The 21,878-nt window shown below is 47.3% G+C and carries 19 protein-coding genes; 9 read left to right on the forward strand and 10 right to left on the reverse strand.

What is annotated here, in order from left to right:
* Positions 1-14: 14 nt before the first annotated feature.
* The gene (coxB, locus tag GC093_RS10270) at positions 15-1,043 is read right to left on the reverse strand and encodes a cytochrome c oxidase subunit II (protein ID WP_171651778.1); all 1,029 of its coding nucleotides are present in this window, start codon (positions 1,041-1,043) and stop codon (positions 15-17) included.
* A 353-nt stretch (positions 1,044-1,396) separates the two neighbouring features.
* On the opposite strand from coxB, the gene GC093_RS10275 reads away from it, so the two are divergent.
* The 4 genes from GC093_RS10275 to GC093_RS10290 all read left to right on the forward strand — a co-directional run bounded on the left by GC093_RS10275 (position 1,397) and on the right by GC093_RS10290 (position 6,660).
* Positions 1,397-2,083, forward strand: a complete 687-nt coding sequence (locus GC093_RS10275) for a YhcN/YlaJ family sporulation lipoprotein (protein WP_171651779.1) — start codon at positions 1,397-1,399, stop codon at positions 2,081-2,083.
* A gap of 412 nt (positions 2,084-2,495) precedes the next feature.
* Entirely contained in the window at positions 2,496-4,607 is a 2,112-nt protein-coding gene (locus GC093_RS10280) for a DEAD/DEAH box helicase (protein WP_171651780.1), read from the forward strand.
* Positions 4,608-4,809: 202 nt separating this feature from the next.
* Complete coding sequence (locus GC093_RS10285; protein ID WP_171651781.1) at positions 4,810-5,400, forward strand: guanylate kinase; 591 nt, start codon at positions 4,810-4,812, stop codon at positions 5,398-5,400.
* A gap of 90 nt (positions 5,401-5,490) precedes the next feature.
* Positions 5,491-6,660, forward strand: a complete 1,170-nt coding sequence (locus tag GC093_RS10290) for a conserved virulence factor C family protein (protein ID WP_171651782.1) — start codon at positions 5,491-5,493, stop codon at positions 6,658-6,660.
* 185 nt (positions 6,661-6,845) lie between these two features.
* On the opposite strand, the gene GC093_RS10295 is transcribed toward GC093_RS10290, so the two are convergent.
* From GC093_RS10295 to GC093_RS10310, 4 genes are all read right to left on the reverse strand, one after another.
* Positions 6,846-7,760: an MBL fold metallo-hydrolase gene (locus tag GC093_RS10295; RefSeq protein ID WP_171651783.1), complete on the reverse strand. Its 915-nt coding sequence runs from the start codon at positions 7,758-7,760 to the stop codon at positions 6,846-6,848.
* 228 nt (positions 7,761-7,988) lie between these two features.
* Positions 7,989-10,094: an ABC transporter ATP-binding protein gene (locus GC093_RS10300; protein ID WP_171651784.1), complete on the reverse strand. Its 2,106-nt coding sequence runs from the start codon at positions 10,092-10,094 to the stop codon at positions 7,989-7,991.
* A gap of 39 nt (positions 10,095-10,133) precedes the next feature.
* Complete coding sequence (locus GC093_RS10305) at positions 10,134-11,879, reverse strand: ABC transporter ATP-binding protein (RefSeq protein ID WP_312886495.1); 1,746 nt, start codon at positions 11,877-11,879, stop codon at positions 10,134-10,136.
* 351 nt (positions 11,880-12,230) lie between these two features.
* On the reverse strand, positions 12,231-13,013 hold the full coding sequence (locus tag GC093_RS10310; RefSeq protein ID WP_171651785.1) for a DUF554 domain-containing protein: 783 nt from the start codon (positions 13,011-13,013) through the stop codon (positions 12,231-12,233).
* A 179-nt stretch (positions 13,014-13,192) separates the two neighbouring features.
* Here GC093_RS10310 and GC093_RS10315 point away from each other — a divergent pair, with 179 nt between their 5' ends.
* Entirely contained in the window at positions 13,193-13,438 is a 246-nt protein-coding gene (locus GC093_RS10315) for a hypothetical protein (protein WP_171651786.1), read from the forward strand.
* Positions 13,439-13,672: 234 nt separating this feature from the next.
* On the opposite strand, the gene GC093_RS10320 is transcribed toward GC093_RS10315, so the two are convergent.
* On the reverse strand, positions 13,673-15,202 hold the full coding sequence (locus tag GC093_RS10320; protein ID WP_171651787.1) for a SulP family inorganic anion transporter: 1,530 nt from the start codon (positions 15,200-15,202) through the stop codon (positions 13,673-13,675).
* A 163-nt stretch (positions 15,203-15,365) separates the two neighbouring features.
* Here GC093_RS10320 and GC093_RS10325 point away from each other — a divergent pair, with 163 nt between their 5' ends.
* Positions 15,366-15,824 (forward strand): DinB family protein, encoded by a 459-nt coding sequence (locus tag GC093_RS10325; protein ID WP_171651788.1) that lies wholly within the window; start codon positions 15,366-15,368, stop codon positions 15,822-15,824.
* A 59-nt stretch (positions 15,825-15,883) separates the two neighbouring features.
* The gene (locus GC093_RS10330) at positions 15,884-16,144 is read left to right on the forward strand and encodes a hypothetical protein (RefSeq protein WP_171651789.1); all 261 of its coding nucleotides are present in this window, start codon (positions 15,884-15,886) and stop codon (positions 16,142-16,144) included.
* A gap of 244 nt (positions 16,145-16,388) precedes the next feature.
* Here the strand turns inward: GC093_RS10330 and rnhA are convergent, their stop codons facing one another.
* The 3 genes from rnhA to GC093_RS10345 form a co-directional block, all read right to left on the reverse strand.
* Positions 16,389-17,078, reverse strand: a complete 690-nt coding sequence (gene rnhA, locus GC093_RS10335; RefSeq protein ID WP_171651790.1) for a ribonuclease H — start codon at positions 17,076-17,078, stop codon at positions 16,389-16,391.
* Positions 17,079-17,092: 14 nt separating this feature from the next.
* Positions 17,093-18,871, reverse strand: coding sequence for a DNA helicase RecQ (gene recQ / locus GC093_RS10340; RefSeq protein WP_171651791.1), 1,779 nt, complete (start codon positions 18,869-18,871; stop codon positions 17,093-17,095).
* 62 nt (positions 18,872-18,933) lie between these two features.
* On the reverse strand, positions 18,934-19,761 hold the full coding sequence (locus GC093_RS10345; RefSeq protein ID WP_171651792.1) for a glycosyltransferase family 2 protein: 828 nt from the start codon (positions 19,759-19,761) through the stop codon (positions 18,934-18,936).
* Positions 19,762-19,984: 223 nt separating this feature from the next.
* Between GC093_RS10345 and GC093_RS10350 the strand changes: the two genes are divergently transcribed.
* The gene (locus GC093_RS10350; protein ID WP_171651793.1) at positions 19,985-20,170 is read left to right on the forward strand and encodes a ligand-gated ion channel; all 186 of its coding nucleotides are present in this window, start codon (positions 19,985-19,987) and stop codon (positions 20,168-20,170) included.
* Positions 20,171-20,199: 29 nt separating this feature from the next.
* Positions 20,200-21,003, forward strand: a complete 804-nt coding sequence (locus tag GC093_RS10355) for a copper amine oxidase N-terminal domain-containing protein (protein WP_171651794.1) — start codon at positions 20,200-20,202, stop codon at positions 21,001-21,003.
* A gap of 75 nt (positions 21,004-21,078) precedes the next feature.
* Here the strand turns inward: GC093_RS10355 and GC093_RS10360 are convergent, their stop codons facing one another.
* Entirely contained in the window at positions 21,079-21,759 is a 681-nt protein-coding gene (locus GC093_RS10360) for a GNAT family N-acetyltransferase (RefSeq protein WP_171651795.1), read from the reverse strand.
* Positions 21,760-21,878: the final 119 nt, after the last annotated feature.

Below are 21,878 nucleotides of genomic sequence, written 5' to 3' on the forward strand. Positions count from 1 at the left end.
TACCAAGATGTTCATTATTTCAATGCATTTAAGTATTTAATCAAATCATTAATCTGTTGTTCTTTCAGTGGTTGTGCGCCAGTAGGGCCAAATGCAGGCATTTTATTACCAGGCTTCACCTCTTGTGGATTACTGATCCAATCATGCAAGTTCTTATCATTATTAGTACCTTTATCTAGAACACCTGCAATCATTTCACGCGTCGCAAACCCATTCAAGTTAGGACCAAAACCAAGTCCTTGCGCGTTAACCGCGTGACAGGACAAGCAGTTATCTTTAAATACTTGTTCGCCGGCTTTGGCCTCTGCAGGAATTGCTGCAGGCGTCTTCATTTTATCTACCCATTTAGTGAAATCTGTATCGCTCTTAGACACTACTTTGAAATCCATCAATGCATGCGAAGCTCCACACAATTCCGCACATTTACCTAAAAATACAGCAGCGTCATCAGCTTCGAAATACATAACATTGGTCATCCCAACGTTAGTATCCTGTTTACCGGCAAGTGACGGCACCCAGAAGGAGTGAAGCACGTCAGCAGAGGTAACTTCCAATGCAATCTTCTTACCTGCTGGAATAACTAGATCCTGAGCTGTTGCAATTCCAAGCTCCGGATAATCAAACTGCCACCAGAATTGATGCGCCGTTACCTTAACATGAACTGCATCTTTGTTCTGAATATGGTTCTCGGACAGCTTAATTGTATAACTGACTGTAGGCACAGCCAAAATGAGCAATAGAATAATCGGAACAACGGTCCAAATGATTTCCAGTGTGTGACTACCTTCAACCTGCTTTGGAATGATGTCTTTATCGCCCTTTTTCTTACGAAAGCGCACTAATACATAAATGTAAATCGCGAAAACAACCAGAACAACCACGATCATGATACCCAAGCTCAGCTTCATTAAGAATAGCTGGTCTCTGGCCACAGGTCCTCTAGGTCTCAAGGCTGAAATCGTATCGCTTCCACACCCCGTTAAAAGCAACATCATCAACCCGAAAAGAGGGATGAAACGCCACAGATTTTGCCATCGATTCATCTTATCAATCCCACCTCTAAAGCTAATATTTTTCGAACAAAAGGTCATATATTGTCAATGAACCTATTCACCATTATTAACTATAAATACGTACCCCTTTTTTGTCAATGAATCTGGAGAAGTTCACAAATTGTTCTCAATCCTGCGCCCCCATTGGTTTTTTCAATTATGTCTCTCGTATTTTATTTCCATAATCAAAGAGTTTTATGCAAGAAAATGTGATTTAGTCTCTATGTATAATTACCTTGATTTGATGAATCCTACATATAGAATTCAATGCCCGCAAAAGCAGTTTTTAAAGGAATATATTGTATATGGAGTCCATTCGAAGAAAGAGGTAAGGAGGCCCTTTTATGCGGTTTAACCGGATTATTCTAGGAATTGTTTGTACAAGCTCAATATTCGGCTTATGCGGCTGTTTCAGTACGTATGATTACAACAGCGCCAGTAATTACGGAAGTCAGCGGGATGAACACCGCCAGGATACCTCGAGAGCTTATCAGACAGCGCAGCAATATACTATAGTTTCACATAAGCATACCCGACTCGAATTGAATCAGTTTTTGTCGGATCAAGTCGCTGCCATGAATGGGGTTAACAGCGCTATTGTTATGATGGCGGATAATACGGCTTACGTTGCCATTATCATTGATAATACGGCATCTGGCACAAAGAGCAGCACCCGAGAAACGAATAATGGGGGAACGGTTCGTGGATTATACAACCCCGCTGCTCCTTTTAACGATTATGCAGATCCCAACAAGCTGGCAACCGGTACAAATTCATACGAAACCGTACAGCATCATGAGCAAATCACACATCTGTTCAAGCAGAAAATTGCTGAAAAAGTTCGTTCTCTTCAGCCGACGGTGACTGATGTATATATATCTGCTCATCGAGACTATATCAACGAGCTAAATAAACTCGCCCAAGAAGCATGGAAAGGCCGTGATTTAACCCCTTATGTTAGTGAATTTGATGCCATGTCGGAGTATATTTTTGGCACACAGCCTACTATTCCTACAAAATCGGAAGGCTAGTTAAAGACAGTTTACAAGCATGGCTAATAAGGACATGGCCTCGGCACAATGAAAGACAACTATATTCTCGGAGGTCACTTTGTGAGGCGTTGGAGTAGTAGCCTCTTGAGTGAATAGGTATTAACAAATTGTTTTCGTCTGTCAGATTTCGAGGCCGGTCAAGCCACCGTTCTAAAACATACGAAGTAGCTATAGAATGGGACTTCCACTCTCCCTCTGTTTTCCTTCATATATAATATGAAGAAACGCAGAGGGTTTTGCTGCGGATCGACTGGTTTCTTTTTCCCCCGGGTTCCTGTAGAATGCAGGGTAGAACCTGAATATTCTTAAGTGAGTATGATGGGAAATGAACGTGAGTTTTATTCATGCTTTGTATGGAATGGAATGAACGGTAAATAAGGAGATTAAAATAATGAAAAATGTATTTGCCTCACTCGGCATTAGCAGTGAATTGACGGAGGCGTTAAGCCAGCAAGGGTATACAGAGCCTACTCCGATTCAAAAAGAAGCTATCCCAGTAGTGTTATCTGGAGATGATGTCATTGCTCAAGCGCAAACAGGCACGGGTAAGACCTTAGCTTTTGTGCTGCCTATCTTGGAGAAGCTGGATCCTAAAAAAAGCTACACCCAAGCGCTCATTCTTACACCTACACGCGAACTGGCTATACAAATAACTAGCGAGGTTCAAAGATGGGCACCACTTAAAGGAATAAGTGTACTGGCTGCATACGGCGGACAGGATGTAGAACGCCAGCTTAAAAAACTCGAGGGAAGCATCCACTTGATTATCGCTACGCCTGGACGCTTGCTTGACCATTTACGTAGAGGCACCGTTCAACTTCAGCGTATATCTACACTTGTGCTGGATGAAGCGGACCAAATGCTGCATATGGGTTTCTTGAAGGATGTTGAGGAAATTATTATTCAAACCTCCCCTAAAAGACAAACCCTGTTGTTCTCAGCAACAATGCCAGGACCCATTCGCAACTTAGCAAAAGGCTACATGAAAACGCCGCAGGAAATTAAAGTGAAAACCAAACAGGTCACTTTGACCGAGATCGAACAAATTGCCATCAAAACAACGGATCGCGGTAAGCAAGAAGCTCTGGTTCGTTTGATTGACGAATACAACCCTTATCTAGCTATGATCTTCTGCCGTACTAAGCTGAGAGCGGCCAAGCTTAACGAGGCTTTGCGTGAAATGGGCTACTCGTCCGATGAGCTCCACGGCGATTTGACTCAAGCCAAGCGTGAGCAAGTAATGAAACGATTTCGGGACGCCAAAATCCAACTCCTGGTAGCCACTGAAATTGCGGCTCGCGGACTGGATATTGAGGGGATTACCCATGTATTCAATTATGACATGCCTCATGATGTAGAAAGCTATATCCATCGTATTGGAAGGACAGGACGAGCTGGACAACGCGGTATGGCTGTCACAATGGTAACCCAGCATGATCTAGGTACACTTGAAGCCATTGAGCAAGGAATCAATGCAGAGCTGCCTCGACGGACTGTCAAAGCTGATGGTGAGCTGAGTGAAGCTCGGACCAGCGGTCGCGGGAACATTGTAGGTCGCAGAGCTTCGGACAAAGACGACAGGGTAGATATGAGCACACGGGGTGATCGTGATTCCGCTCAACGCGGAAGACGCGGCGCTGCTCGCGGCGGGGACTCTGCTCGACGTGAGGGCGGACGTGGACGTGGCACATCAAGCACTGGGCGCGGCACTAGTTTTGGACGTGGAGCAAGTGCGGGTCCTGGACGCGGAGGCGAGCGTGGAGCCGCTGGGACACGTAGCGAAGTTCCAACGTCACCTTGGGCAAAGGCTAGAGCCGATCGAAGCGCGGCTGCTGAGCGCGAGGGCGGCAGCGACTTCGGCGGGGCTGGTGCTGGTGGGCGCGGGGCGGCAGGCGCTCGCGGCGCAGCTGGAGCAACGCCTTGGCGCACTGCCGGCGGCGAGCGCGAGGGCGCAAGCGACTTCGGCGGCGCTAATGCTGGACGCGGACGCGGAGCTAGTGCTGGCGGGCGCGGGGCGGCGGGTGCTCGCGGCGCAGCTGGAGCAACGCCTTGGCGCACTGCCGGCGGCGAGCGCGAGGGCGGCAGCGACTTCGGCGGCGCTAACGCTGGCCGCGGACGCGGAGCTAGTGCTGGCGGGCGCGGGGCGGCGGGTGCTCGCGGCGCAGCTGGTGCAACGCCTTGGCGCACTGCCGGCGGCGAGCGCGAGGGCGGCAGCGACTTCGGCGGCGCTAACGCTGGCCGCGGACGCGGAGCTGGAGCGGCATCACGCGGCCCTGCTAATGCGGGACGTGGGCGCGATGCAGGTGCATGGACTACGAAGCATGAAGCACAGCGTAACGCTAAAGCAGCGACGGGCAACGGACGTGGGCGCGGTGACAGTCCTACATCTGGCGGCGGAGCAGCCGGACGCGGACGAGACAGTCAGCGAGGCCAAGGCCCAAGCGGTGGCAAGCCTCGGACCGGAGGCAGCAATTCCGGTCCACGCGGAACTAGAAAACGTTAAGCTGCTGCTGATTCCTAAATAGAACAGCTTAAGTTTCTGTTTAAGCTGTTCTATAGTTTTCACAGTATGATGCACATATTTTACCTATATCTTTGGAAATACTCAGTGTGGTAATCCTGTAAATGTCCTTTACCTATCCAATCAAAACAGGTAAAATGAAGTACACACCACTTTTGTATCAAACTTCCAAGGAGGGGTATCCATGTACGAGTTAAAAGAAGAAGATGTTATTTTTATTTTTACCGGACCCAATGGCGCAGGCCGCAAGACAGTAGCCCAGATGTCAGGCGACACATTAGGCATGAAACAGGTAATTTCGTACACGACAAGAACTCCCCGATCGGCGGAAGTAAATGGACAGGACTATCATTTTGTATCCCATGAGGTTTTTTCCAAAGACCAAAAGAACAACGAGTTTATCGAGGTAATTGAGATTGACGGTAATTTATACGGTGTTAAAGGGCAAGATATTGTAAACACTCTGCAAAAACATGGAGCTGTTTACTTAATCCTCAACCGTTTTGGTGCAGACGCCGTAAAAAAGCTGTATGATACGAAAGCAGTCCGAGTCTTTATTTACGCCGACAAGCAGACCATCCTCAAACGCGAAGAAGATCGTGGAGACTCACCGGAGTTAATTGAGCGCTACATGTCTCATTTCGAAGATGAAATGGCATATAAGGATCAATGCGAGCATATTTTTGAAAACCTGGACTTAGCGCACACCGTATTTGATCTTACCAAAACCCTTGATGATAATTATCTACACCGTAATCTGATCGACAAAGACTAAGATTTTCAACATAGTTTACGAAAAAGAAGACCGAAACCGGCATCGCCGAGCTAAACGGTCTTTTTTTTCATAGGAAAGGAATGATCCTTTATGCAAATTGTATCCATAGAACCCACCCCCAGTCCCAATACAATGAAAGTACAGCTGAGCGAACGGCTGGCTGACGGGGTCAGAATAACTTATACGCTCGAACAAGCAGCTTCAGCCAAGACGCCTGTTTTCATTCAGAAGCTGCTAAACATTGAAGGCGTAAAAAGCATCTATCATGCAGCTGATTTTATAGCGGTCGATCGTACGGCCAAAGCCGATTGGCAGTACATTCTCGCTCAGGTGCGCGAAGTACTTGGCGGAGAAGCTGCTGGTGTGGATGCTGCTCTAGCTGGTGCATCTGCTGATAGCGATTCAGCCTTCGGCGAGGTGCAGGTGCTGCTGCAGCATTTTCGTGGCATTCCGCTGCAGGTGCGCGTACAGAGCGGAGCCGAGCAGCAGCGCACCGCTCTGCCCGATCGCTTCAGCCAGGCCGCCGTCCAGGCGGCAGCGGCATCCCCCAATCTCATCAAGGAGCGTTCGCTCGAGGATTGGGGGATTCGCTACGGCGAGCTGAAGGAAGTGCTCGATGAGGTGGCGCAGGAAATTGACGCCACCTACGATGAAGCCCGCCTGCTGCACCTTATAGAGCAGGCGCAGCAGCAGTTGAACGGCGGCTCCGTCGAGGGAGCCGCCGCTGTAAGGTCTGCAGGGCGTGCAGCGCTAAGCCCTGGGGAGCTGCAGCGGCAGCTGGCTGACCCTGACTGGAAGCAGCGCTATGCGGCGCTTCAGCAGGTAAAGCCGTCCGCCGAGACGCTGTCGCTGTTGATTCATGCACTCGATGACGAGAAATCATCGATTCGAAGGCTGGCCACCGTATACCTCGGTGACCTGAAGGAGCCAGAAGTGCTGCCCTATTTATACCGTGCGCTGAAGGATTCATCTGCATCTGTTCGGAGAACCGCAGGCGATACGCTATCCGACATCGGTGATCCCGCTGCTGCTTCAGCGATGATACAAGCGTTGAAGGACCCGAACAAGCTGGTTCGCTGGCGTGCTGCCCGGTTTCTCTATGAGGTCGGCGATGATCAGGCCCTTGCTGCGCTTCATGAAGTCGAGAATGATGCTGAGTTTGAAATACGCATGCAAATCAAAATGGCAATAGAGAGAATTGAGGGCGGTCATGCCGCTGAAGGCTCCGTCTGGCAGCAGATGACACGCAGATCACAATAAAATGAGTTCCAACGCTGTGGCATTCTCAAAGGACTAGCATGTTATCTCAACGTTGATCGAAGCTTGAATAAAAAATCAAATCAAATAAACCTCCGAAGTCCACTTTAAATGGCACTTTGGAGGTTTTGTTGTGTTGTGTTGTGTTTTGTTGTGTTGTTTGATACATCATCTGACATTGTTACTATTCACAGGATCAACGTTTCCCCCAGCAACAGAATTTTTAGTTCTGCTTCATCTAACTTCTGTCTCTTCCATTCTGCTTTAAGCCTTAACAAAGCTTCCTCCGGCGTATCATCAGCCAGCTTAAAGGTACCATAATGCATAGGGATAAATGATGCTGCCTTTAAGTCAATAAAGGACTTCACCGCTTCCTCCGGTGACATATGAGCTATTTTCATGATAGAAACGGGCTCATAAGCACCTATTGGCAAAAGCGCATAATCAATTGAAAATCTTTTTCCAATCAATTCAAACCCTTTAAAATATCCACTATCACCTGCAAAATAAACCGTTTCACCGCTTGCTCCATTCTTAATAATCCACCCTCCCCAATGAGAGGTATTAGTATCGAAAAGTGTCCTTCTTGTCCAATGCTGCGCGGGAACAAACGTAAATTCAATTCCGTTCAATCGCTTGCTGTCCCACCATGCCAACTCTGTAGAATGATGGTATTGTTTGCGTTCAAACAGAGCTTTGAGTCCTATAGGAAGTAAATACTGAGCATTCTGCCCAATTCTTTTTATGGTTGGGAAATTCAAGTGATCATAATGAGCATGAGAAATAAGTACAATGTCAATTGGAGGCAGCTCTGCGAAAGGTATACCCGGCTTAGTCAGCCTTTTGCGGATGCCCATAGAATTAGCATATACGGGATCCGTAATAATATTCGTCTTTCCCATCTGGATAAGAAACGTGGAATGACCTATCCAGGTAATCGTCGTCTTTGAATTATTTTGACGCAAAAAATGTTTGTCAATAGCCGAATGATGTTGGATATAATAAGATCTCGACATCTTTTTCTTCTTTTTCATCCATTTGTATACTTGCATGATCGACTGTTTATTAGTAACGTTATCTAAATTCTTATATCTTATCTTCATTTTCCCCTCCGCTTAGCCTTATCCCTTAATAGAGCTCTTCTCTAAGTTTGCCCTTCAACCCTCCCTAATATCTATTTCCCCTTTATTCAAAAAATCAAACAATGTAGTAAGGACAGAAAAGACCATTCACTCCACAATTTATACGGAATGAAAGGTCTCCTGTTCCTATGCTTTTCATTAATCGTATCCACTTGAAGCTCAATTGGGTTCGGCATGAACCGCCCCAACTCACACCAAGCGCTCTACAAGCTCGTTCTCCCCGCCCTTTTGCAGCTGGTACATTTGGTAATAACGTCCTTGCAGCTGCATCAGCTGATCATGAGAGCCCCGCTCTACAATCTCGCCACGATTCAGAACAAGAATTAAATCGGCATCACGGATCGTCGACAAACGGTGGGCTATGATGAAGGTCGTTCTTCCTTTGCTAACTACCTTAAGTGCTTGCTGGATCAAGCCCTCTGTCTCGCTGTCGATACTGGCTGTTGCTTCATCGAGGATCAAGATAGCCGGATCAAAAGCCAAGGCCCGTGCAAAAGAGATCAGCTGTCTTTGTCCGGCCGATAGAGTGCTCCCGCGTTCTACCACCGGTTCATCGTATCCGCCTGGCAGCTTCTCAATAAATGAAGATGCGCCGACATCAGTCAGTGCTTGCTTGATCTTATGTTCGTCGATGTCTTTATTATACAAACTCACATTAAACTTAATATCTCCCGCAAATAAGAAAGGGTCCTGCAATACTATGCCCATATGCTTGCGCAATGCTTGCTTCGATTTCCCTGCTATACTGCGTCCGTCAATTCTTATCTCGCCATCAGAAGGCTCATAAAAGCCTAGCAGCAGGTTCATAATCGAGCTTTTACCCGAACCGGTATGCCCAACCAAGGCTACAGTCTCTCCCTTATTCGCCTCGAACGAAATACCACGCAGTACCGGCTCACCTTCTTTATAAGCGAAGGTCACATTATCAAAGGCCACATGCCCTTCAGGTCTTGCAACACCAACAGCATCTTCGAGCTCCTGACCTTCCAAGTCGAGCAAATAAAACACCTTTTCCGCTGAAACCACGGCTCGCTGTGCATTCATTAGCTGATCAAAAATGCCAATTATAGGCTGGAAGAATCGGCCGGAATAATCGATGAAAGCATAGAACACACCGAAAGATATTGACGTCTGCAATGACTGTCCGCCAAAATACCAGATCGTTCCTGCGGTAAATAACGCCCCTACGAGGCCTGAGAAATTACGGGATGAAAGCGAAAAAACTCGGAACTGCTTCACATTGCTGCGATACCTATCATTGTTAAGCACCTCGAATTCAGAAAGCCTTGCTTTTTCCTGACGGAATGCTTGAAGTATCGGCATAACAGCAATCGACTCGCTGATCATTGCGTTCATTTCGCTGAGTCGTGCCCGCATTATGGTTATATATTTTTTGGAGAATTTAAGATGAACCCACATTACCACTGTAAACAACGGAATGAATACTAAGGTAACTAAAGCAAGTCTCACATCCAACAAAAACAAGGCTACATAAATACCCAAAATATTGATCGAGCTAACAACGAATGTCGCCATAAAGCTCATAAATAAATCACGAATAGCCTCTGTATCATTAGCAATTCGGGTGACAACTTGACCTATCGGCGTATTGTCAAAAAAGCGGACTGGAATTCGTTGAATGTGCCGCATCAGATCCATCCGCATCCGTTGAATAATCCGCAGCGCCGTAGATTGAAGCGTATATGCCTGTATATAGTGCAACATACTGGCAGTTAAGAGCAGAGTTATGAACAGCCCCAACCATCGAATAATAGCTCCTACCTCATATTGGTACAACGCCCCTACTTCTGTAACACTAAGCCGTTTTGCTGGAAAGGACTCGGTCGTTGTAGCGTTTCTTTTCACCACAACGGTTGCTTGATCTTCTCCTACCATTCTCTCTGAGGACAACGACCAATTTCCATCGAATTGTTCCGTGGCGTCAATTAAGTACATGCCGCCCTCCAGCTGCATAAATCGTACTTCCTTCCACGCTCCCACAAGAGTTGCCTTGTCCTCAGCCGATTGCGAGGAGAGCCAGTCGCTTCTCACATAGGTTTTGCCGGCAATCCCTACCGATTTCATGCCCATCGGAGGCTGCTTGCCAGCACTCGCCTCATACCAAGGCAATTGTACGCTGCTAATATGTTTATCGATAATAGTTTTGGCGATGAAAGGCCCCGCAAGCTCCGCGCCTACAGCACAGCATAGCACCAATAATGCTGCTGCAATTCGAAACTTATACAACATGGCATAAGCCGCTAAGCGCCTAGCTACTGTTTGTTTAGCCTTCATAATTCACTTCCTTTCAAGCTGCGTTTGGCAAGCTACTCTTTACACTCCGTTCAAGCTGGCCTCCATCTGCTGGCGGTCAAACTGTTCCTTATACCAGCCGCCCAGAAGCATCAACTGTTCATGTGTGCCTTCCTCTACGATTGTTCCTTCATCCAGCACTAGAATCCAATCCGCATGTACTACAGCCGAGAGTCGGTGCGTTGCAATGAAGGTTGTTTTTCCCAATCGCTCTCTACGCAGATTAGCTAATATAGCGCTCTCCGTCCGGGCATCAACCGCCGATAGCGAGTCGTCGAGGATCAAAATCTCAGGATCCGTCATCAGGGCACGTGCAATGCTTACCCGCTGCTTTTGCCCCCCTGACAGCATGACTCCGTTCTCGCCTACAATAGTCTCCAAGCCATCTGGCAAATGATCGATATCCTTAGTGAAGGATGCCATTTCAATGGCCTTCCACACGGCTTCCTCCGATGCTTCCGGTAATCCTAGCGCGATGTTGTCTCGGATGGATTTCGACAGTAACAGATGCTCCTGAGGTACGTAGCCGATCCAGCCTCTCACCTGCGAGAGCCCTATCTGCTCCACAGGTACCTGAGAAATAAACAAGCGATTCGGTTCAACCGGATACTGCCGCAGCAGCTGCTTAAGCAGCGTGCTTTTGCCGCTGCCTGTACGGCCTACAATGCCCAGCGTCTGTCCGCGCCCCAACTGGAGCGATATGTCCCTTAGACTGTCATGCACAGCCCCAGGATATCGGAAGCTTAAGCGATCCATTGTGATCTGCCCTGGCACCTCTACGGTTATAGTCATCTCAGCATCCTGCACATCAGCTTGCTGTTGGAAGCCTTTTGTCAGTCGATCAACCGAGGCGTTTCCGCGCTGCAAAATATTAATAAATTCACCGAACGCAATCATCGGCCAAATCAACATACCGAGGTAAATATTGAACGAAATGAGCTGCCCCAACGAAATTTGGTTATGAAATACCATGTAAGCACCATATCCTATGCCAATCGCATAGCTTAACCCAACTATAAGTGCAATAGAAGGATGGAATAGCGCGTTGACAGCCGCCACTTTCCTGTTCTTGTTCATAACGTCCTTCGTCACTTGATCGAATGCGGCTATATCCTGTTCCTCCTGGACATAAGAGCGGATAACCCGCATTCCCGAGATCGACTCCAACGCTTGATCATTCATTTTACCAAAAGCCGTTTGCGCGGCGATAAAATGCTTACGTGTCTTTTTGCCAAGCACACTGATTACTAGTGCGAGAAACGGCATAGGGATGAGCGCAGCAAGCATCAGCTTGTAGCTGATCAATGAGACCATCGTAATAAGGACTACCGCTGTACCTACTAACGTATTAACAAGCGTCATTACTCCGTAGCCGGCCGTCTGACTGACCGCCAGTACATCATTCGTCGCCAGTGCCATCAATTCACCTGTGCTGTTTCTCTGGAAAAAAGACGGCGACATTCGCGTCAAATGCTGCAGCAGACGTCCTCTCAGCAGCTTTTCGAGCAAAATCGAATTTCCAAATAATGTTGTTACCCATATATAAACCATGATATAAATCAATACGGCCAAGCCAACAAGCAGCAGGACATTATTCCGAAGCGTTTCCGCTGATAGCCCGCCGATACGAATCTGGTCAATTACGTTACCAATCATCTTCGGCGGTATAATGCCTAATATGTTTACGGTTGCCATCAGTATAATAGCCAAAGCGTATTTTCCCCACTGCTGCTGAAAAAACCACGACAATCTTCCAATAAAAGACACAGTCAAGCCCTCCTGAAAGCTTCCTTACGGAAAGCTGATTTTGTAAACATAACTAATATTTCCAAATAATTGATATGATGTTCGGTTCAATGTTGGCTCCTATTGAAAGATACCATATTCTGGGTTGCCTAGCACAGGAATTTATGATTAAAATGAATCTCTCATGCTGACTATTTGGGAAAAACAACCAATTAACAAATCAATTATAGCACATGCGTTCCCTTATTTCCATAAAAAAAGCCGTTTTCAGCTCCTCACTAAAAGTGACGATTGTTCACGGCTCCCTCATTCCTCCATCGAGGGCTTCCTGTTCTTAAACCTTTTCAATGAATCCTTTATGTATACTCCCGTTCACCACGTTGCCACCCAATGGACGAAAGGCACGGCCAATGCGGCCACTAAAAGGGAAGGCAGGAGGTTTGCCACATTAATTTTGCGTATTTCTAGCAGATTAAGGCCTAGCCCCATAATTAATATTCCTCCGACCGCTGTCAGTTGAGTTATGATTTCGTTAAGCAAAGTCTGCTCGATAAGCTCTGTAATCCCGGATGCCGCAAGCGCAATCATACCTTGATACAGGAAAACAGGAATAGCGGAGAACAAGACGCCGACCCCCAACGTCGAGGCAAAAATAATAGATAAAAATCCGTCTAGCATCGCCTTCGTGTACAAAATATCATGCTGACCGCGAAGCCCGCCGTCGAGTGCGCCCAGAATAGTCATAGCGCCTACGCAATAAATCAGCGTTGTATTGACAAACCCTACGGCAATTCGTCCCTGCACCTTTTTCTCCTGCTTGCTAGCGATCTCCGAGCTTGACGGCGGCGTGTCCACTTTCTTTGGCCAAAGTCCCGAAAGCATATGAACACCCCGTTCTAATTGACCACCAAGCCGCTCTAACCCCCGCTCCACCTGCATCAGTTCCCCTGCTATTCCGCCAACCACAAGACTAGCTACAACAAGCAAGAAGTCCGTCGATTTCAATGCCATGGATACCCCTAACACTAATAGTGCCAAGCCTATCCCTTGTAAAACGGTCGTCCGTATACCTTCACTCATCCGATGAAGCACCAGCCCTAGCAGCCCCCCGACAATGATCGCAGCCGCATTAACTATTGTTCCCCACAATGCCATTTTGTTATTTTTCTCCCATCTGCACCAACACATTCCTTCTGTAATTTCCTATTTAGTATACTCTTTTTGAACGTTAAGGAAAGCGCAGATTTACCTCCAAGCCTCTTCTTCCCTCATAACTCCATAGAAGTCGGGCATACTATTTCTTGATATAAATATAAGGAGGTTTAGTTCATCATATGGCAGACAATAAAAGCATGCAGCCGGTTTCGGGTGAAGAAGTTGAAACGACCGGCATCTATGAGAATGAATGGGGCCGTGAGGAGACATTAAAACGAGGTGACGAATTCCCTTTTGACCCAACAAACGGGCAAACAGAATGGACGCTTGTCAGTCTTCCTTTGGAAAGCCAAGAGCAAGAGATTTACAAAGACACAACATCCAACACGGAGCCTCGTCTACATATCGACCGCCACGATAAATAATTATTGCGCCATCGGCACAAGTAACAGCTACGCCATTCCTCAAAGGACGAGTGCGTTTGTCCAGATTGAGCGATGCCTAGTATAACCTTATACTTTTAATTGAAAAAAAGGCGGCCTCTCGTCCCAGCTATGGGTTTCGGGGCTGCCTTTTTTAATATCAGAATAAATCAAGTTGCCTATCTTTCTCGAAGGATTTCGATAAATCCTTTTGTATGCACATTACATTTGCTATGTCTAGTGCGAAGAAGAACCGGAAAGACCGACCTGATCCATAATGCGTTGGCTCTCTTGATTCAGACCTGTAATCGTGACCGTTTTTTCTAGTCCGGCATACTTCTGAGTCACTTTAGAAATAGCGGTTATAGCGGAGTGATCCCACACATGTGATGCGCTAAGATCTATCACGATATGATCCGGATCTGCATGGTGATCGAACAGTTCAATAAAATGCATCATCGTCCCAAAAAAGAGCTGGCCTGAGATGCGGTAAACTTTACGTCCTTGCTCATCCATCTGATCCTGACAGCGCAAGCTTCCCATCTTCCAGCCGAAATTTAGCGCGCTTAAGATAACTCCGGACACAACACCAATTGCCAAATCAGAGGTCACAACGACAATTACAACGGTCAATACCATAACAACAGCATCACCGCGCGGAATCGTACCCAGCGTTCGAATGGAGCCCCAATCAAAGGTACCGATACATACCATGAACATTACTCCTACCAATGCGGCCATCGGAATCTGCTTCACGATATCTCCCAGCACAAGGATCAAGAATAAGAGGAATAGACCGGCAACTAAGGTGGACAGCCGGGTTCTGCCGCCCGATTTAACATTGATAACCGTCTGTCCTATCATCGCACAGCCTGCCATACCGCCGAAGAATCCGGTGATCATATTAGCGATCCCTTGTCCGCGCACCTCACGGTTTTTATTGCTTTTCGTCTCTGTCATCTCATCCACGATAGTTGCCGTCAGCAGCGATTCCGTCAAGCCCACAACAGCCAGCGCTAAACAATAAGGAAGCAGGATAAACAGCGTCTCCCATGTCCAGGCAATTTGCGGAATATGAAAAAACGGCAGTGCCTGCTTAATCTCTCCCATATCCCCCACGGTGCGGACATCAGAGCCTGTGGCAATTGCAATAACCGTAATTACAATGATGGCTGTCAATGCAGACGGTATCACCTTGGTTACTAAAGGAAGCAGATAAATAATCGCAAGCGTTCCTGCTACCATAAGGTACATAGGCCAAGACTCTCCGATAAAATTAGGAAGCTGAGCCATAAAAATAATAATAGCAAGAGCATTCACAAACCCGATAATGACGGAATGAGGGACAAATGTAATAAAGCGCCCCACTTTACAAATCCCAAGTATCCATTGCAGCAATCCGGTCAATATCGTTGCGGCGAACAAATAATCTAACCCATACTTGGCTATAATAGGGCCCATCAAGGAGGCCATCGCTCCTGTCGCTGCCGAGATCATGCCCGGCCTGCCGCCAACAATAGAAATAGTTACAGCGATTGTAAATGAAGCGTACAGCCCTACCATAGGGTCAACGCCCGCCATAATAGAAAATGCGATAGCTTCAGGAATGAGTGCTAAAGCAACTGTAATACCTGATAAAACATCGTTTCGGACATTGCCAAAGAAACCTCGTTTAATGTACTGCAAATACAAGAAAAACCCTCTCCTATTCTGTTGTCTGTTTAGCGCTCCGCTCTCAGGATTGCCGGGTCCGATGCTCACTGTCATCGATTATAAACGAGTTACCACTATTTTTCATGCCATATACGGCTATTCTAAGCACGAGAGGGCTGTATTAGCCAAGAAATGCTCCCGATTTCGCCAAAATACTCTTTCTTTCTTCGAGCACTATAGTAAAATGTGGTTAACCGTTTAAAGGGGGGGATTGTATATGCAATTACTTTTTAAATACAATTGGCAAATAAGGCAAGAATGGTTTAATTGGTGCGAATCTTTTTCTACGGAGGAATTGCTTCAAGTGCGTAATGGAGGCTTGGGAATTCCTTTAAAAACTTTATTTCATATCATTGATGTGGAATATAGTTGGATTCGTGCATTAAAAGGAGCTCCCGATCTGCTGCCTGACTTCGAAGATTATAAGACCTTGGGCCTTTTGAAGGAATTGTCCGGGTTATATCACTCTGAGGTCTCAGATTACTTAAGTGAATGGACATCTGATATGGAAACTAAAATTGTGAAGTCCGCCGGGGGCAACGATTATACTTTCGGGGAAGTATTACGCCATCTGATTGCACATGAAATCCACCACGTCGGTCAACTATCCATATGGGCAAAAGAGCTTGGCAAGCAGGCTGTATCAGCAAATTATATTGGAAGAGGTCTGATTTAGAGACTACCGTTAAGAAAACCGAAATGCGCGGCTAGATTCAATAAAAGTGGGCGGTTAACATGCTGGTTCAGAGTGCAGCTAAGGAAAATATCGCTTCTTGGTCAGATCTAGCTTCAGAAATAGAATTTCTATTCGATCAGATAGTGAACAATCCTCGGTTTCATCAAGCTTTGGAGAAGAACATTATGCGTACGAGAGCCGTTTGTGTTCGTGAACTGGATGGACCAGCAGGAGCGAACCTTTCATCGATTGAGTTATTTCTTTGGGATTGCTCCAACTCACACTTAAACGGAACGTCATTCCCTTTTTTTGTCCTATAACACTGTGAATTCATGAAGTCACGGAACTACGATGCGTTAATTCCTCTACAATAGGCTGAAATTGCCACATTACAAGGAAATAAGTGATCGTACTTCCGTTTCATCTGAATGTTTACGTGTGCACAGCAAAATAGCGCATTTCAGTTCCTCAACCTGTCATTTGGTTGGAGACTAGGAGAAGCTGTTTGGAGAAAGTTGATAGCCACACACACATTTCCCTATTCTTCAGTTAATCCCACTGGATTTATTTCCTGCCATAGTCGGCTTTGATCTCGCCCCATGCCTTCGTGTCCCATTTGATAATTTTGTTGCTGTAGGTATTATTGTGCAACCAAGCTAAAGCGCGGTCGACTAGCGTCCATATCTCTTGCGTCGATGCATCCCGCGGCAGATTGGTTGATACCTCTTTCTTGCGAATCCAACTCATTGCTGTTACCGAATCACTATAGATGGTCATCGAGCTGCCCTTCTGCTTCAGGTAGGCCAAAGCATGAACAACTGCCAGAAACTCGCCCAAGTTGTTCGTTCCCTTCGAGATCGGAGGATGCTGAAATATAATCTCTCCGGTCCGCGTATCCACACCCTTATATTCAACGATGCCGGGATTGCCCTTACTACCCACATCGACAGAAATACTGTCGAGCACGACCTCAGGCGGAAGCACCCCATTGGGAGCAGCAGCGGATTTCCCTTTCCCTGCGGCTGCTCCGCTTTTGGCAGAGCCGCTCCCGCTGGATGAAGCAGTCGCTTTGGCTGCTCCAGCGAAGGAGGCTTTCCAGCCGCGGGACAATGCGGCTTTGGCTTCCGCCTCGCTCTCATAAGCTTTAAACCGCGCCTGCGGGTAGCCATTCGTCTGCGCTTGGCATTCTGCCCATGAGGTGTAAATTCCGGGTACTTTCCCTTCCCATACCACGTAATATTTCTGCTTCGCCACAGTCTATCACACCTCTACCCGTTATAGTTTTTGAAAAACTCGATGAAGTACGCTCCATACTTGAAAAACTTCGCTTCCCCAACACCCTTGATCTTGAGCATCGCCGCCGGATTGGTCGGCTTAATCCCGCACATATCCCGCAGCGTGCTATCCGGGAATACAATGTATGGCGGGATGCCCTCGCGCTTCGCGATTTCCGTGCGCAGCCTGCGAAGCTCGTCGAACAACTCCGCTTCGACTTCGCGGGCCGCCGGCTCCGGCTTGATGCGCAGCTTCTGCACCACACGCTCGCTGCCTGCGAGTACCGCCTGGGCTTTAGCCTGCAGCCGCAGCACCGGATACTTGCCGTCGGTGATCAGGAGGTAGCCCTCGGCAACCAGCAATTGAATCAGGTCGACGATCTCCTTCTCCGTACGGTCCTTAAGCAGACCGTAGGTTGTCAGTTCATCGAAGCCCATCTCCAGCACCTTCTTGTTGCGGGAGCCCTTCAGTACTGACGCTACTGTCGTTGCTCCGAATCTCTCCCGCATCCGCCGCACGCATGAGAATATCTTCTGCGCCTCCAGCGTGATGTCCGTCAGCTGCCGTTCGGTGCTGCAGCTGCTGCAGCGAGTGCAATCCTCCACGTCGTCGCCGAAATAGCGCACAATATAGCGCTGCAGGCACTGCGACGTATGGCAGTAGTCCGCCATCTGCTGCAGGCGGCGATACTCCTGCGCTTGGCGCTCGTTATCTCCAATGGACTGCTCAATCAGAAACTTCTGAATATGAATATCCTGCGGGCTGAACAACAGCATACATTCACTAGGCTCTCCATCCCGCCCTGCGCGGCCCGCCTCTTGATAATAGGCTTCCATATTTTTGGGCATATTGTAATGGATGACATACCGCACATTGGACTTATCGATACCCATGCCAAAAGCGTTGCTTGCTACCATGACGCGAATCTCGTCATATAGAAACTTCTCCTGCGCCTCAGCTCGTTCTTTATCGGTCATGCCCGCGTGGTACTTGCCTACAGGTACCTTCTGCTTGCGCAAAAGCTCATACAGGTTGTCCACTTCCTTACGGGTGGCTGCGTACACGATGCCCACCTCATCTTGATGCCCGCGGATGTAATCAAGCATCACATCCCGCTTATTCTCGCCTTTGATTACCGAGAAGGCGAGATTCTCACGTGCGAAGCCCGTCACGAACATCTGCGGCTCTCTCAGCTGCAGATGCTTGACGATATCCTCTCGCACCTGATCCGTCGCAGTTGCTGTGAACGCCGCCACGATAGGCCGAGTCGGCAAGCTATCCACAAGCCGGCTGATAGCCAGGTAGCTTGGGCGGAAATCATGGCCCCACTGCGATACGCAGTGGGCCTCATCCACCGCTACCATAGGCACAGCCAGATTAGTGAGCAGGTCTACAAAGCGCTCCGACTCCAGCCGCTCTGGCGCAACGTATAGCAGCTTGTATTCGCCCTGACTCGCCTTGCGGATGCGTTGCTCCACCTGCGCATAGGACAGTGAGCTGTTAATGTATGTTGCTGGCACTCCGATACTATCGAGGCCATCCACTTGGTCCTTCATCAGCGAGATGAGCGGCGAAACGACAATTGTCGTACCGTTCAGCAGCATCGCTGGCACCTGATAGCAAATCGATTTACCCCCGCCAGTTGGCATAATACCAAGCGTATCCTGCTGATCCAACACACTGGCGATTACCTTCTTTTGCCCATCCCGAAATTTTCCGTAGCCATAGTACTTCTTCAGCAAAGCTTCCGCTTGCTCTATCGTGCCAACCAAAATAATACGTCCCCCTTAACAGCCAAGTTCTAAACCCTATCTATCCGCTCAATCCGCGTCCTCTATTCCACTTGTGCCAGCTTATTCGCAAGCCTCGATACAATCGGCTCTCCATCCCACACGATTTCTGTGACCGCTTTGCGGCTTCTGACCTCAGGCTCCTCTAGCAGCACGAAGAAATTTTTCGTGGGCAATTCACCAAGTCCATGCTTAGCAGACAGCTTGTCCAAATAAGGTCTCATATCCTCATGCTGTCCCGACATATTACCACCTTGCTGGGAAAAAGCATACAGAGCACTGGCTACAGGAACCCTCTTCACCCTGTAAAGTTCAACCGATCTAAGGAAAAAATCCCAATCCCAGTAATGGTACATCTCCGTATCGAACGGTCCCAGCCGATCGTGCAAGGCCCTCCTATACAAGCACCCCGAAGATACGAAAGTCGAAAATCGCCTCATCGCTTTCTCATCATGCTCATAGGCAAAGACGAAACGCTCCGTCGCCCTCCGCGTATTACCTTGTAGAATGTAGTCGAATATTTCGACATCTGAATAAACCAGGTCTGCGTCCGCAATTTCCTGCAGCATCCGTTCGATATGGGTTGGAATTAGCAGATCATCGTCATCGCACAGCATAATGTAATCGCCCTTCACAAGCTCCAACCCTCGGTTCCTTGCGTGGACATGCTTTAAATTTTGATTCATATTAACAATTGTTATGTCCAGCTCGGGGTAAAGCTCTTTTATCACATCAACTGGTTCACCGGCATCATTGACTACAATGATCTGCAAATGGCGATAGGTCTGCCTCCATAATGATTCAATCAACTCAGAGATATAACCGAGCCTGTTATACGTAGGAATGATGATCGATATTAAAGACTCTGCCATCCTTGATGCCCCTTCCGCTTACTTTATTTGCTTTTTGCATGACCGTGCAAGTGCAAGCTGCTATTGACAAGATACCAAAAAAACAGCAAAAGGGAAACCGTCAACAATTCCCGATGATGCATGACATGGTATATTTTGTAAGGTTTTAATAAAAGGATTTCGTGATCTTCTGTTGAATTGCTTACTTTGGCCTTTATTCGCATTACATGGAGGAATTCTGCCGATGACTTGGATTACGATGTACGAAAGCGATGCTCTTACGCTCGTTGTGGATGACGAGAAACAGACAGCTATGCTCGAAGTGAGCAGTGGAGGCTACCGCTCCCGGTATATCACTCTTCATTGGAATAAGCAGGAGCTTGCGGAGGTAATAAAAGCGTTACAGTTGGCCCATCAAACTTTAACTTAAAAGCAAAGTTCTCAGGAGGAATGGCTTACATGCGTGGAATAAAAAAAATTCGTTTAGCCTCATTTGCTCTTGTTTTATCTATGTTGATAGCGATCATTCCTGCTCCAGTCAGCGCTCAGGAATCTTCAAAGATTCATATATATATTCAGCAGGAACTGCAGCAGTGGGATCAATCTCCATTTATTAGGGAAGGCAGCACTATGGTTCCTATGCGGGCCTTATTTGAGAAATTGGGCTTTCTGGTGACGTGGGATGCGGGAAAGCAAACAGCAACAGCGATCAAAGGCGGTTTAAGTATTTCTTTATCTATCAATCGCGGAACGGCAATGGTGAATGACACCGTTTATTATCTGGATGTAACGCCTTTACTAGAGAATGAAAGCACCTTTATCCCTCTTCGATTTGTAAGTGAAGCAGCCGGTGCCGATCTTGTTTGGAACGAATCGGATAGGTCGATCCAGGTACAATTCGAGACAGACCCGCAAAAACGAATTCATCGCCTTATCGACAATGTCACCCACAGTGGCAGCTTTATTCAAGCAGCCATGTCCATCACAAGTGGTGACGGAATCAAAAATAACGGAATCATAATAAACGAAATCACCATGAATGCCTCTGGAGCAGCAGCCAAGGTCAAGTTTACTGCTGATATTACGGTTTCCAAAGCTGTTAAAAACGACCGTGGCATCACAATTTCACCTGTGGAATCCGTCGTTTATGAAATCACATGCGATGTCTACAAAGACGCGTTCGATCAGTGGCTACTCCAAACAGAGCCCTCGAAGATGACTTATACCCTTAAAGAGAAAAAACCTTTTATGAATGCCCCATAGAGGAAATTTCAACAAAAGGCAACCGGCCATGTTTATTGACATGACGGTTGCCTTTTTTATTGGGTAATCAAACTCCTACAAAGGCAGCAACCGAACGGGGTCGCTCACCTTCAGCTTCTCTATCATCCGGTACCATTGCTCAGGCTTATTGGGCAGAACCTCATAGTATCTCTCCAGGAAGTTGGTAATAGTTCCCGCGACAATACTTTCCACATCATAAGCACCCTCGCCAAACGGCATGAAGCACAAATCAAGCTCTTGCACAGCAGCGCCGTCATTATGCCAGGAAGGATGAACATACGGAAAATCGAGTTTGCGATAGCCTAGATGAGCAAGCACTTCACGCCGCACGAACGGGTCCATCGCCTTTACTCCCCCAAAGCTATAGTCTTGTGCTAAATAGGGATTATAGATCTCAGCAAACATGCCAAGCAGCTCTCCGCTTCCCGCTTTTACTAAGAGCATAATGTCATCGGTTCGATTTTTCACTAAAAAGGGTCCAATTCCAAGCCCCTCGCGGCCAATTATGGTGAAGTCGGTCATCGCTACTTTCATATCCTCATAGTAGCGGTATTCTGTAGCACCGACGACCTCTCCTTCATGAACGGCGACAAATACACGAATACCCGGATCATTCAATGGCTCTGCCCAAAGGTTGTATTCCAGCACTTCCTCCGATGGGAAAACCGATTTCATCAGATCATGCATTTGTCGAAAGTACGGATCATTGATTCCTGTAATACGAATATAGTCCATTTTAATTCCCCCATTCCAGTGTTCTAGCCCAACCTCAAGTATACCAAGTGCTGGCGGTCATTTCCAAGCTTGCTTTCCTGACTATTTTTACCCGGACCGTATTGTAATGAACCTTATTG

The sequence above is a fragment of the Paenibacillus foliorum genome (assembly GCF_013141765.1).
Classification (GTDB): Bacteria; Bacillota; Bacilli; order Paenibacillales; family NBRC-103111; genus Paenibacillus_S; species Paenibacillus_S foliorum.

Bases quoted from the DNA above. Each gene is read 5' to 3' on its own strand.
- coxB (WP_171651778.1), bottom strand. From the start codon at position 1,043: ATGAATCGATGGCAAAATCTGTGGCGTTTCATCCCTCTTTTCGGGTTG.
- GC093_RS10275 (WP_171651779.1), top strand. From the start codon at position 1,397: ATGCGGTTTAACCGGATTATTCTAGGAATTGTTTGTACAAGCTCAATA.
- GC093_RS10280 (WP_171651780.1), top strand. From the start codon at position 2,496: ATGAAAAATGTATTTGCCTCACTCGGCATTAGCAGTGAATTGACGGAG.
- GC093_RS10285 (WP_171651781.1), top strand. From the start codon at position 4,810: ATGTACGAGTTAAAAGAAGAAGATGTTATTTTTATTTTTACCGGACCC.
- GC093_RS10290 (WP_171651782.1), top strand. From the start codon at position 5,491: ATGCAAATTGTATCCATAGAACCCACCCCCAGTCCCAATACAATGAAA.
- GC093_RS10295 (WP_171651783.1), bottom strand. From the start codon at position 7,760: ATGAAGATAAGATATAAGAATTTAGATAACGTTACTAATAAACAGTCG.
- GC093_RS10300 (WP_171651784.1), bottom strand. From the start codon at position 10,094: ATGAAGGCTAAACAAACAGTAGCTAGGCGCTTAGCGGCTTATGCCATG.
- GC093_RS10310 (WP_171651785.1), bottom strand. From the start codon at position 13,013: ATGGCATTGTGGGGAACAATAGTTAATGCGGCTGCGATCATTGTCGGG.
- GC093_RS10315 (WP_171651786.1), top strand. From the start codon at position 13,193: ATGGCAGACAATAAAAGCATGCAGCCGGTTTCGGGTGAAGAAGTTGAA.
- GC093_RS10320 (WP_171651787.1), bottom strand. From the start codon at position 15,202: ATGACAGTGAGCATCGGACCCGGCAATCCTGAGAGCGGAGCGCTAAAC.
- GC093_RS10325 (WP_171651788.1), top strand. From the start codon at position 15,366: ATGCAATTACTTTTTAAATACAATTGGCAAATAAGGCAAGAATGGTTT.
- GC093_RS10330 (WP_171651789.1), top strand. From the start codon at position 15,884: ATGCTGGTTCAGAGTGCAGCTAAGGAAAATATCGCTTCTTGGTCAGAT.
- GC093_RS10345 (WP_171651792.1), bottom strand. From the start codon at position 19,761: ATGGCAGAGTCTTTAATATCGATCATCATTCCTACGTATAACAGGCTC.
- GC093_RS10350 (WP_171651793.1), top strand. From the start codon at position 19,985: ATGACTTGGATTACGATGTACGAAAGCGATGCTCTTACGCTCGTTGTG.
- GC093_RS10355 (WP_171651794.1), top strand. From the start codon at position 20,200: ATGCGTGGAATAAAAAAAATTCGTTTAGCCTCATTTGCTCTTGTTTTA.
- GC093_RS10360 (WP_171651795.1), bottom strand. From the start codon at position 21,759: ATGGACTATATTCGTATTACAGGAATCAATGATCCGTACTTTCGACAA.